General features: G+C 49.4%; 9 protein-coding genes. 6 read left to right on the top strand and 3 right to left on the bottom strand.

Annotation, left to right across the window (positions count from 1 at the left end):
• Positions 1 to 217: 217 nt before the first annotated feature.
• The 3 genes from METLU_RS0104625 to METLU_RS0104610 all read right to left on the bottom strand — a co-directional run bounded on the left by METLU_RS0104625 (position 218) and on the right by METLU_RS0104610 (position 5,359).
• Positions 218 to 925: a hypothetical protein gene (locus tag METLU_RS0104625; RefSeq protein ID WP_027157207.1), complete on the bottom strand. Its 708-nt coding sequence runs from the start codon at positions 923 to 925 to the stop codon at positions 218 to 220.
• Between the two features lie 622 nt (positions 926 to 1,547).
• Positions 1,548 to 3,965, bottom strand: a complete 2,418-nt coding sequence (locus METLU_RS0104615; protein WP_081679016.1) for a cadherin-like domain-containing protein — start codon at positions 3,963 to 3,965, stop codon at positions 1,548 to 1,550.
• A gap of 65 nt (positions 3,966 to 4,030) precedes the next feature.
• On the bottom strand, positions 4,031 to 5,359 hold the full coding sequence (locus METLU_RS0104610; RefSeq protein WP_155920449.1) for a hypothetical protein: 1,329 nt from the start codon (positions 5,357 to 5,359) through the stop codon (positions 4,031 to 4,033).
• A gap of 584 nt (positions 5,360 to 5,943) precedes the next feature.
• Between METLU_RS0104610 and METLU_RS29125 the strand changes: the two genes are divergently transcribed.
• The 6 genes from METLU_RS29125 (at position 5,944) to METLU_RS0104570 (ending at position 12,069) form a co-directional block, all read left to right on the top strand.
• Positions 5,944 to 6,147 (top strand): IS3 family transposase, encoded by a 204-nt coding sequence (locus tag METLU_RS29125; protein ID WP_196806495.1) that lies wholly within the window; start codon positions 5,944 to 5,946, stop codon positions 6,145 to 6,147.
• 48 nt (positions 6,148 to 6,195) lie between these two features.
• Entirely contained in the window at positions 6,196 to 7,833 is a 1,638-nt protein-coding gene (locus tag METLU_RS0104600; protein WP_027157203.1) for a hypothetical protein, read from the top strand.
• 908 nt (positions 7,834 to 8,741) lie between these two features.
• Positions 8,742 to 10,019 carry a DegT/DnrJ/EryC1/StrS family aminotransferase gene (locus METLU_RS0104580; protein WP_081679014.1) on the top strand — a complete coding sequence of 426 codons (1,278 nt, stop codon included), beginning with the start codon at positions 8,742 to 8,744 and terminating at the stop codon, positions 10,017 to 10,019.
• A 10-nt stretch (positions 10,020 to 10,029) separates the two neighbouring features.
• The gene (locus METLU_RS0104575) at positions 10,030 to 10,746 is read left to right on the top strand and encodes a WbqC family protein (protein WP_027157201.1); all 717 of its coding nucleotides are present in this window, start codon (positions 10,030 to 10,032) and stop codon (positions 10,744 to 10,746) included.
• A gap of 60 nt (positions 10,747 to 10,806) precedes the next feature.
• Positions 10,807 to 11,103, top strand: a complete 297-nt coding sequence (locus METLU_RS27770; RefSeq protein ID WP_155920447.1) for a hypothetical protein — start codon at positions 10,807 to 10,809, stop codon at positions 11,101 to 11,103.
• Between the two features lie 3 nt (positions 11,104 to 11,106).
• Positions 11,107 to 12,069 (top strand): glycoside hydrolase family protein, encoded by a 963-nt coding sequence (locus METLU_RS0104570; RefSeq protein ID WP_027157200.1) that lies wholly within the window; start codon positions 11,107 to 11,109, stop codon positions 12,067 to 12,069.
• The last annotated feature ends 1 nt before the right edge of the window (position 12,070 follow it).

Raw genomic sequence — 12,070 nt, 5'->3', positions numbered from 1 at the left:
TTAACAAGTGATTTCTAAATCTGCATATCTTACATGCTGGACCGCAACATAAAAAATTTCTAATTATCGCCATTCAAAAAGCTCGTAGGTTGGGTTGGAGCTTTGCGGAAACCCAGCTTTGGCGGCTTTGAAATGCTGGGTTTATCAACCCAGCCTACGGGCTGGATGGGGTTGCAAACCTCGTCCAGCTTGGGCTAAAGAGAGGAGTCATGCCAGACTACTCTATGAAAGGAACACCTAATCCCGAATTTAAAGTATAACTACGAGTCTTAGGATGGCCAGTTACATACTCAAACAACCTAAGCGGCTTATTCTTGTTAAAAAACTGTGGGTTTGCCAAGTTATGGGCATGTTTCTTTCTTGCCTCAGCAAGATTATGGTATTTATCAAGCCAGTTAATTAGCACTTCTTGACCGTTGTTTAATGGTAAAGCGACACGTTCCATTTCGTGTCGATCTTCCATGTCCAGCTTACCTTCAGCATTCCGACGCGTATAGGTCACGGTTATGTCAATATTACGTATTAAAAACTCCACAGGAACCAGATCGATACTAATCGAGATAGTCTCTCCAGGTTCTGGAAAAGCGTCTTTACGCTGTGGAAGATAGATTAAAAAACCATGCTCAGGATTCTCAATTACAGTGACATCTAGGTCGATAAATAAGTCTTGAATTGCTTCGAATCGATCTAGTTTTTGAGGGGACGGCCGAAGATAAGGATCCCACGCATAAAGAAATCCCTTTTCCAACCTCGCTACAAATTTATTCTCCTGAGATCTTCCTTGAGACTGCCAGTTAGCGCAGAGAACATAATATGAAACGATAGGCATCACGAAGTTATGCCTCTCACAAAAACGTCGATCTGGACGCTTGCTATTGAAACTATTGCAGTTTTCGCAGTGTTCCCCATAATCTCCCATTCCCATATTAAACTCCTGACTATATTGATCCGAATGATTATTTAAACCCACGTATCTTACGCGCTACCGTAAACTCAAACTTAACATTTTTGAGATTGTTTGCTGGACTAGCTGAATGCAATTGCACAAATAAGGAAGCATTAAAGATAACTCTACTTCAATTTTGAAAGGTAACTATTTGATTGGATTTCATCAGTCAATCTATAGGCAAAAATTAGCAAACTGAGACCATCAATGTTAGGTTCCGTCCAAAGGAATGTTTGAAGTTGTTAGATCAAATTCAGAGCTCGTAGGATGCGCTGAACGCAGTGATGCGCATCGATCGCGAACGATGCGGTTCGTACCTCACCGCATCCTACCTCGCTCAAAACGACCGAGCTCAGATGCTGCCAAAAACGCAGCTCGTAGGCTGGGTTGGAGCTTTGCGGAAACCCAGCTTTGGCGGCTTTGAAATGCTGGGTTTATCAACCCAGCCTACGGGCTACGGCCATGGTGTCCGGCGCGGCAAACGGGATGAGACGCCATGCGCAACATCAGCGAATAAATAAAAAGCCACCGCACCGGAATGTCGGAATCGATCACCCGGCACGGCAGCTTATTTCCCTGCTGTTACGCTAAAACCGCGTTATTACCTCCCGATGTTGACAGGGACGGTCAGCTTGCCGCCGCCTGACGAAACGACGGTGATAGTCGTATTGTCTCCTATCGGGACGCCGCCGCGGCTATCGAAACGCCATCTGCCGCGCCGATCCGCCGTCGCAGTGCCAATAACAGCTCCAGTCTCGGAACCGAGATGGATGGTGACGGTGGTATTTATCCCTGACGTGCCTCTGACCGTCCAGCGGACGGCCCTCGTCCGGAAATCGGCTACGGTCACCGTGACCTGGTCGGTTACGGCAACGGGATTGACCGTCACCGTTACTGTGGCTGTAGCCGTCAGCGTACCGTCTGAAATGGTGTACTGGAACGTATCGGTGCCGCTGAAGCCAGCGTTCGGCGTATAAATGACGCTGGTAGCGTTAACGGTAGCCGAACCACTGGCAGGAGAAGTGACAGCCGTTACGGTCAGGGCGTCACCGTCCACATCGCTATCGTTGCCCAATACAGGAACAGTGACCGCGGTGCCGGCATTGGTCGTCGCCGTGTCATTTACCGCGACCGGAGCATCGTTGACCGCTGTCACGGTAACGGTGACGGTGGCCGCAGCCGAGCCGCCCTTGCCGTCGGAAACGGTGTAGGTGAAGCCGTCCGTACCGTTGAAATTGGCATTGGGCGTATAGTTGACCGTGTTATCCGCATTGACAGTCGCCGTGCCGCTGCTGGCAGGCTGATTCAATGCCACGGTCAGGGGATCGCCGTCCTCATCGCTGTCATTGGCGAGCACCGCTATATTCACTGCCGTATCCTCGGCCGTTGTCGCACTGTCATCCGCTGCTACCGGAGCGGCATTCACCGCACTGACATTGATGGTCACGGTTGCCAAGCCGGATGAATTGCCGTTGCCGTCCTGCGCCGTGTAAGTAAAGATGTCCTGGCCGGTAAAGTCAGTGTTGGGCGTATAGCTGAACGAACCGTCCGTGTTGAGGACCAGCACGCCATTAGCGACATTGGTGCCCAAAACAGCGGTCAGCGGCGAGCCTTCGGGATCGCTGTCATTGCCCAGCACGCCGGGAGCGGCAATTTCAAGCGGGATATTTTGCAGTGTGCCGTAGGTATCGTTGGCGGCCACCGGCAATAGACCCGCGACAATGGCGACATTCTCGATGTCCGACCCGCCGGCGGTGGAAATCACCCTGACTTTGGAGGGCGTCACTGTCAAATCGGGAATGGTCAGCCTGCCATTGGTCAGATTGCCGAGCCCGAAAGCCGTGAGCGCCGGCGGGTTGAGCAGATCGCTGGAGACGGCTTCTATGGTCAGGGCCTTCGATTCCAGATTATATTCCGCGCGCGTAATATCGACTTTATCGGTCAACAGACTCAGCAACCGGGTAGGACCCTTGCCGGAGCTATTGGCCGTCACACTGACCACTCTCGGCAATGTGGCGGCATTGTCCAGAAGCAGGCTGGTGTAAAACAGACCGTTGCCATCGCCAATCAGCGGATTTTCGCCGGTCGGCAGGTTCGCGCCGCCGCTGACCGTCACACCGGCCAATGCGTCCGAAGTGGCAAAGATGTCCACCTGACCGGCGCTATCGGCCTGGCGGGCATAAGTGGTCCTGGTGGTCACCAGCGCGGTCGGTTCAAGTTGTGTGAAAACTTTGCCGGAGACGGCGAACAGGTTGTTCTGCACGCTGCTGGTGCCACCGATGCCGTCGCTATCGCCCGGGTCGATATTGAGCGGCGTCACGCCATCCAATTCAACAGCCTCGATGCGGAAGAAATTGGTGCCGCAAGGGCTGCCGGTAACGGTATGGAGCACGGCCGGATTGCCGATGTATTCCGCTCCCTGCGCATCAGTGATCGGCAGGTCGGAATCCCACTGCAGAATCGGCCCGATGCGACCCTGATGCACGGAATTGGCGGCAAATGAAAAATCGAAGCTCTCGTTGATGGCGCGATCGCCCGGTGTTTCGATCGTATAGCGCTCCTGTCCCCAGGGATGGGTTATCGTGTAGATGCCGGGCAGCGGAATATCTACGCGGATACGCAGGCGCGTGAACGGAAACTGGTCGCCGTCCCTGGGCGTTTCAGTCAAAAAGGCGGCCTCGACGCCGGTTATCAGGCGCGCGTCAATGCCGGCACCCGTAGTAATAGTGGTGTCGGCGGAGGCCCAGAAGCCTTCGGCGCCAAAGCCGATCTGCTCAGAGAACACATTGCCTGCGATGGGCGGGTCCGAGATACACAGGGTCGGGTCCAGGCACATTTCCACAGTCAATCCGCTGGAATCCTGGACAGTCAAAGGAAAACCGTTCTGGGGGTTAATGGGACCGATGTTCATGGGCGTCGCCCCTTCGATCGGACAGCCGTCGGGAACCGCTTGAGCGGTCTGAGCGCAGGCAAACAGCGCGAGGACGGCAACAATACTCATATTAAGCCTTGAATTCATGAGGTTTCTCCGTATTTTTTATCAGTCGTTGCAAGAGTGGGCACAAGTCAGGTATTGCCGCACCTTTACCGGACGATGGTTATATCTTCGCTGTCTGTTCCCCCTTTTGCCGAGGTCACGGTGACTTTTGCGGGTGGGGCTATCACATTGCTGAATGTGCCATTGCCATTGCTCAGATCGCCGAACCCGAAGACCGTAAGGGCCGGATTGGTTGCCTTGTCGCTGGAGTTCGCCTCGATGGTCAGGGTTTGTAGTGTCACGTTATACTCAGCCCGGGTAATATTCACGGCATCGGTGAGCAAGCTGATGTGCGTGGCATTTGCATTGCCGCTGTTCTTGGCCGTTACTTCCACTGAATCTGGCAACACGTCGGCCTGCACGGGGATGCTCTTGAAAAACAAGCCTTGTCCATTGCCATCCAGCGGCACGTCATCCGGAGGCAGATTGGGCTCCCCTCTTAACGTGACTTCGGCGGAGGGCGCCGAAGCGACAAACGCGTTGACTTGCCCGGCATCGTCGATCGCCCGCGCATAGTTGGTGCGGTCTACCACTAACGGCGCCGGTGCATTGCCGCTGAAAATCTTGCCGGAGACGGCGAACAGGTTGTTCTGCACGCTGCTGGTGCCGCCGATGCCGTCGCTATCGCCCGGGTCGATATTGAGCGGCGTCACGCCATCCAGGCCGACGGCCTCGATGCGGAAGAAATTGGTGCCGCAGGGGCTGCCGGTAACCGTATGGAGTTGCCCGGGATCGCCGATGTATTGCCCGCCCTGGCCGTCATCGATCGGCAGCCCGGAATCCCAGCGCAGAATCGGCCCGATGCGGCCCTGATGCACGGAATTGGCGGCGAATTCGATATCAAAGCTCTCGTTGATGGCGCCTACGCCCGCCGTCTCGATCGTAAAAACCTCCTGTCCCCAGGGATGCGTCACGGTATAAATGCCGGGCAACGGAACATCGATGCGGATACGCAGGCGCGTAAACGGAAACTGCTCGCCGTCCCTGGGCGTTTCGGTCACGAAGGCGGCCTCGACGCCGGATACCAGACGCGCGTCAATGCCCGCACTCGTAGTAATACTGGTATCGGCGGAGGCCCAGAAGCCTTCGGCTCCGAACCCTATCAATTCAGAGAAGGCATTCCCTGGAATCACCGGATCGGAGATGCACAGGTTCGGGGCCGCGACCGGGTCCGGATCCAGACACATTTCCACGGTCAGCCCGGTAGAGTCCTGGACATAAAGCGGAAAGCCGCTGTCCGGGGAATTGTTGAGAGGGCCGATATTCATGGGTGTCGCCCCTTCGACCGGACACCCGTTGGTAATCGCCTGCGCTGCTTGAAAAAAACTGAACGGCAACAGTACGAAAGGAAGAAAAATAGTACGCCTTGATTTCATGATTTTTTCTCCATGCATTTGGAAAATTGCGATTGGCGAAAAAGACACTCATTCCTTTACCCAAAAAATAAGAAAGCGGGTGTTTGTAGTGATTAAGCGGGTGTTTCATTATCGAAATCATGAAACCGGAATATCGTGCCTTTTAATGCTTGCTCAAGCACATTAAAGGCAAAGAGAAAAAAGCGCTATCGGGTGAAAACTGTATTTTAAAGGGTGAAAATACCTTAGTTTTTCTAGGATTTATAAAACCGATGTTACGCACGGGCAGCTTTTTTATGCCGTTTGCCGCACACGGGCACTACAGTTCCTGAGTCGCCTTTACCGAAAGCAACTCAATGCGCTTGTAGGTGCGAATTCACTTGTGCCCTTTGGGTATTCGCACTATTCGCACTGAATGACTGGCAAGGCGTCCCGGGTCGAATACCCTATAGGGCACAAGTGAATTCGACCTTACAGGCGTATTTGACGCAGGGGCCGCTTGTCCGCGCGGATCAAGCTGTTCGCTCTGAAACCTAACCATATCCATAGACAAGATAATCAGTGACCAGAGAGGTGATACAATCTTTCGCGGCGGTTTCCTTCGGTTGACCCGACCACCGACCAAACGATTTTTCCGCAGCTTGAAGCATGAGCGACTCAACTGCGAAAAATTCAAAACCCAAGAAACGGCAAAACTGAATGTGATCGATTATCTGGCTTTTTACAACGGCCGCAGATCACGCTCGACATTGGGCTGTCAATCCCCGGCCGAATTCGAGCGGTATTTTTTAGAAACGCTGCCTGAGTAGGTATCCGGTCTTTATTGACCATTACACCACTATCTCGGAGTAATCCATATGGACACGTTTTTTTTGAAATTTAAAAAATATTTGGAATATCCGGTTTATATTCTTTTTATATTTATTTATCCGTTTCTATTCATTCGATACGGCTTGGATTATACCGATGGCCCTTTTACGTATATGGGTTACTCAGGGCATGGGTTTGAATATTTCAATGTGGCGTTTTTATCAGTCTTAATAGGATCATGGTGGGGAAATATTTTTGGAGACAGCATTATATCGTTTCGAATATTTGCAACTCTATTAAATATTATATCCATAATAATCCCGGTATTTTTTTTATTAAGAAATGATTACATACTGAAAATAAAGCTGCGTTATCTGGCGCTGGCTGTAATTTTTTCCACCACATTCAATAGTTATATATTGAATTACGATACCATATCGTTATTCTTCTTATCGTTGACGGCAACGGGTTTTTTACTTTATTTGAGAGATGGCGGATATTTACTTTTGCTATTGGCAGGCGTTTTAACGGCATTAGTTGCATCAGCCCGATTACCAAGCATAGTTGTGATTTTTCCAGTAATGTCTGTTTTATGCCTTCAGATTTACAGTAAAAAATTGTCCGCCAGGAATGGTATTGTTTTGACGGGGTGTTACATAATTACTTCTATTGCGGTCTTTCTGCTATTAAGAAAACTGTTTATCGCCGCGGGAACATCGTCGCCCCAGCTCGGAGCCACCCATTCTGTATTTAATGTATTAAAGTCTGACTTGCGAGACGGGATTATACTGTTTGAAATGATGGCGGTTTTATCTCTTCTGGCCCTGATTTACGATAAACTCAGAACATCCTCTCTATCCGCGAATTATATCCGCGTCATACTTTCCATAATTATCATCCTTTATTTTCGGGTCCGTATAATTCCGCCTGCGTATAACTGGAACATATCGTTATTTTATTCCGCGATTATTTTATGGATTCTGTTAGTGCTGTTGTACGATTCCTACCATAAAAATAATCAGGATGATATTGCGGTCTATTTATTCTGCATCATGTTAGGGTTTGTACCTGCTCTCGGTTCCGACACAGGCCTGCTTAAACTGAGCACCGGATATATATTCCTGATGCCTATTTTACTTTATAAATTCAGATATATTCTCCTGCGAAAGGAGGACGTTATTAATATACGTTTGCTGGCTCTTTTGGTAATCGGCTTATCGATTTTCAATAAAGCAGGACTAGGCAAAACATACGAGGACCAACCTATAAGGCAATTGACTGCGGAGGTTGATCATAAGAAGTTAAAATGGATTAAAACCAGCAGGGAAAGAAAAGATCAGATTGAAAGCGTAATATCAAAGGTAAATGAATTACGGGAATCCGATCCCCATTCCAATTTTATGTTTTATGGCAGCAAGGCCTATTTGTTTACTTATCTGACGGATTCAAGGATTCCTTATTCGACCCCTTTTTACATGACCTATCATGGCAAGGAAGACGAACAAAGAATGTCAAACTATCTATTTGAAAACAGTGCGAAACCCTATGTGTTTCTAATATTTGATTATCCTGATAAGCCTGTGGATATGGATGGATATTTAATTGCCGCGAGCCTGAAGAAGCATGGATATAACCTAACCTATAGCGGTTTAAATTATCAGATTTATACAATTCACAATAAATAAATATTTTTCAAAATATTTATTTATTGGGGCAACGGACGAAATGGAATATAAACCCTGTTGTTGAGTTTTTGTTATCAGGTTCCGCTGACATTTCATAATCATCCGGCAAGGCCCCTGCCCTTTTGAGGCAGAAATGATTGACAGAAAGAAACTGACCGATGGTCAATGGGAAACTTTTTAATTCGCACTGAATGACTGGCAAGGCGTCCCGGGTCGAATTAATTCGACCCTACAGGCGCTTGACGCAGGAACCGCTTGTCCGCGCAACATCAGCGACTACTTTCTTCAGCGCCTGCTTTACCAGACTGGGTGCAAAAATAATTACGAAAAATAAAGCCATAAATATTTTTCATGGCCAAATCCGATGCTGTTTACCGGCAAATATTCAAAACCGGACAACATTATTCCGGGTATTTTAATACATCAAAAATTCTCTAAAACTCATCATTTTTTCATCAAATCGATTTCTTTTCTCAACAAAAATACTGATAGTGCAAATGAGCCTGTTCCATAGCTCCCTGACTGGGTGACTTAAGTTTCAGGAACTGGCCCATTCTTGAATAATGATCAGCATGAAAACGACCAAAAACAAAAAGTTAATCCTTCGATTGCTCAATGAACCGATTGAAGATTATGACGCCTCCACCGAGTGTCGGGACAGGTTCGCATACGCTCAGAAAGTCCTTTGTTGGTAATCGGATCCAGATTTTTTAAATGAAGTGCTAATGTTTGACATCACTGACAACCATCATGATTCCCAGGCCGCCTGATTAAAGCGGCGGGATCAGCGGCGGCATGTGGACGAATACAAGTTCGTATGCCATGCCACTTGAAAAAGTTGTCGTGCGGACCTTGGCTGTAGTGCATTTGATTATTTCAATGTTAACTTTTGTACATTAGGAGGAGTCATGCAACACTTTGAGTCCCGCTCCGATTCCGATCTGGCTCCGTTTGGGCCACCGCCGGCGTTCCTTGAACCGCTGCCGGCCGGCCGGCCGAGCACAGCAAGAGGAATCACAAAATACTTCGAGTCCCGCTCCGACCTGGCCCTGTTTGGGGCACCGCCGGCATTCACAGAACCTCTACACGTCGGCCGACCGAACATAGGAAGCCGAAAAGCTTTTCTGTCGTACATGAATGAGATTTTTAGCCGGCGCTGGCTGAGCAACAACGGCCCACTGGTCCAGGAATTCGAACGTCAAATTGCAGACTTCCTCGGTGTGAAGCATTGCGTGGCCATGTGCAACGGTACGGTCGCACTGGAGATTGCCATACGCGCCCTGGAACTGAAAGGCGAAGTGATCATGCCGTCCTTCACTTTCGTTGCGACGGCTCACGCACTGCAATGGCAAGAGATTACACCCGTGTTTGCGGATATCGATCCCAATACACACACGCTCGATCCGGATGCGGTGTTTAAAATGATTACTCCGCGAACCACCGGAATAATCGGTGTCCATTTATGGGGGCATAGCGCTCCGGTGGATGAGTTGCAGACAATTGCCGATGGGTGCGGATTGAAGCTAATGTTCGATGCTGCTCATGCTTTCGGTTGCTCTTATAAAGGACGAATGATTGGCGGCTTTGGAGAGTGTGAAGTTTTCAGCTTCCATGCCACCAAATTCTTTAATACCTTCGAAGGCGGTGCAGTGGTCACCAATAATGATGACCTCGCCGGCAAAATGCGGTTGATGAAGAACTTTGGGTTCTCGGGGTATGACAATGTGATCTATCCCGGCATGAACGGGAAAATGACCGAGGTAGCTGCGGCAATGGGTCTGGTGAATTTCAGTGCCATTGGTGAATTTGTCGAGGCTAACCGTCGTAATTACGAGCAGTATTCCATGCGGCTAAACGGGATAGAAGGGATATCGGTCCTTCCTTATGACGGCCGTGAGCAAAACAATTACCAGTATGTGGTGGTTGAAGTCAGCAATGATTTACCCGTAAGCCGGGATGAAATCATTAGCGCTCTCCAGGCGGAGAATGTGCTGGCAAGACGGTATTTCTGGCCCGGATGTCATAACATGCAACCCTATAAGGCCTTTTATCCCAATGCGGGATTGATGCTGCCAAACACTAAAGCCGTGGCGGATCGGGTCATCGTGTTGCCGACAGGAGCAACCTTGCCTGATAGCGCAGCAGATGTAGTTGCTTCAGTAATACGCTTGCTGACGTCAGCGTAGGACAGCGGAAATGATTGTAACAATCATGCAGCCCTACCTTTTTCCATACATCGGATACTTTCAGTTACTGGAATGCAGCGATGTATTTGTCGTCGGGGATGATGTGCAGTACATAAAAGGAGGATGGATCAACAGGAATCGCATCCTGGTCAATCAGGAGCCTTCCTGGTTGACTGTCCCCGTTCAGGGAGGCTCGGGGTATTTACCTATAAACCAGAGATCTTACGTCGAAGACCAGGATACGCGCGATAAGCTGTTGCGGCGTATCGAGTGCGCTTATCGAAAGGCGCCTTATTTCAGGGATATTTACCCCATTATTGCGGACATAATGAACTTCGGCTCAAACAATGTCAGCGAGTTTAATACCAACGCTATCCGACGTTTGAAAGACCTGTTGAAGATTCAATGCCAAATTCTGTTATCGTCAGAACTGGAAAAAAACAACGCGCTGAAATGTCAGGATCGTGTTATCGACATCAATCGCTGTCTGGGTTCCTGTCACTATGTAAATCCGATAGGAGGAATCTCTCTCTACCAAGAACAAGATTTTGTTGAATATGGGATTGAACTGAGTTTTCTTCGGCCTGATTCTGTTCAGTACCATCAGTTTACTGAACCTTTTACCCCTTTTTTATCAATTATTGATGTATTAATGTTTTGCCCATTAGATGAAATTAGAAGGTTCCTGAAACAATATCGATTGATAAAACACTCTGAAATAACGTGATTCCTCGCTTTGAAAGTCATGAAGAAATGACTGATAACGGCAATATGGATCGGGATGTTTATGAATAATATTATTGGCGAGCTACCCCCCAAAATCATGGGCGGCTATTTTGAGCGGAACTTCCACCTTAAAGACAGCAGCCATATTCAAACGCATTGTATTTTCAATCGTCGCGCATCAGTTTTTTCGTTATTCATTAAGAAGAAGCCGAACAGGGTCGGGATGCCTGTTACTGAATTTTATTTGGCGCACGATGGTGGCAATCGCTCCTGTGCATATCTGTCCCGTGGATTGCGATATTTTCCGAGTTGCCCAACATCAAAACTTTGTATTTCGACTAACCATGAGTTGATCTGAATTATGTTTAGGTGGAAAAAATTAGGCAAAGTGTTCACGCCGCAAGAAGTGGAAGGACGCAGCTGGTTGAAAGAATTCGCACAAGCCCCGGCGACATTGGTGTTCGACGATTTCGTGCGCATCTATTTTTCCTGTCGCCCTCCGGCGGACGGGAACGGCCAGTATGTGAGTTACTCCGCCTATGTCGATCTGGACCGCGCGGATCTGTTCAAGGTGCGGCATGTCAGTGAACAGCCGATTCTGAATCTTGGCGGGCTGGGGGAATTCGATGAGTTCGGCACCTACCCTGTTTCCGTCATTCGCAACGGCGACGAAGTACGCGCCTATTATGCGGGTTGGACGCGTTGCGAATCAGTGCCTTTCAATGTGGCAATCGGCATGGCGCTCAGCCGCGACGGAGGCGATACCTTCACCAAGCTTGGCACTGGTCCGGTGCTGCCGTATTCGCCGGATGAGCCCTTCGTACTGAGCGGACCGAAGATCAGGCGTTTCAATGATACCTGGTATCTATGGTACATCGCCGGGCGCAAGTGGAAGATGGTGGATGGGCGAGCGGAGCCGGTCTATAAGATACGCATGGCGACATCGGCTGACGGTATCCGCTGGAACAGGATCAACAAGGATCTGATCGAAAGCCGCGTCGAGGAAGATGAAGCGCAAGCCAGCCCGGACGTATTCTACGCCAATGGCAAATATCACATGTTTTTCTGCTACCGTTACAGCAGCTATTACCGGGGCAAGGACTACGGCTATCGCATCGGTTATGCGTCCAGCACGAACCTGATCGACTGGATGAGGGATGACACGAAAGCAGGCATCGACGTGTCGGAGGAAGGCTGGGACGCTGAAATGATCAGCTATCCGCACGTTTTCGATCTGGATGGAAAAACCTATCTGGCCTACCTTGGCGATCAGGTCGGCCGCCACGGCTTCGGTCTGGCCGCCCTGGATGGAAAACTGGAGTAAG

Source organism: Methylobacter luteus IMV-B-3098 (assembly GCF_000427625.1).
GTDB lineage: Bacteria > Pseudomonadota > Gammaproteobacteria > Methylococcales > Methylomonadaceae > Methylobacter > Methylobacter luteus.
This window is presented reverse-complemented; position numbering and strand designations above follow the sequence as displayed.

Bases quoted from the DNA above. Each gene is read 5' to 3' on its own strand.
- METLU_RS0104625 (WP_027157207.1), bottom strand. From the start codon at position 925: ATGGGAATGGGAGATTATGGGGAACACTGCGAAAACTGCAATAGTTTC.
- METLU_RS0104615 (WP_081679016.1), bottom strand. From the start codon at position 3,965: ATGAATTCAAGGCTTAATATGAGTATTGTTGCCGTCCTCGCGCTGTTT.
- METLU_RS0104610 (WP_155920449.1), bottom strand. From the start codon at position 5,359: ATGAAATCAAGGCGTACTATTTTTCTTCCTTTCGTACTGTTGCCGTTC.
- METLU_RS0104600 (WP_027157203.1), top strand. From the start codon at position 6,196: ATGGACACGTTTTTTTTGAAATTTAAAAAATATTTGGAATATCCGGTT.
- METLU_RS0104580 (WP_081679014.1), top strand. From the start codon at position 8,742: ATGCAACACTTTGAGTCCCGCTCCGATTCCGATCTGGCTCCGTTTGGG.
- METLU_RS0104575 (WP_027157201.1), top strand. From the start codon at position 10,030: ATGATTGTAACAATCATGCAGCCCTACCTTTTTCCATACATCGGATAC.
- METLU_RS27770 (WP_155920447.1), top strand. From the start codon at position 10,807: ATGAATAATATTATTGGCGAGCTACCCCCCAAAATCATGGGCGGCTAT.
- METLU_RS0104570 (WP_027157200.1), top strand. From the start codon at position 11,107: ATGTTTAGGTGGAAAAAATTAGGCAAAGTGTTCACGCCGCAAGAAGTG.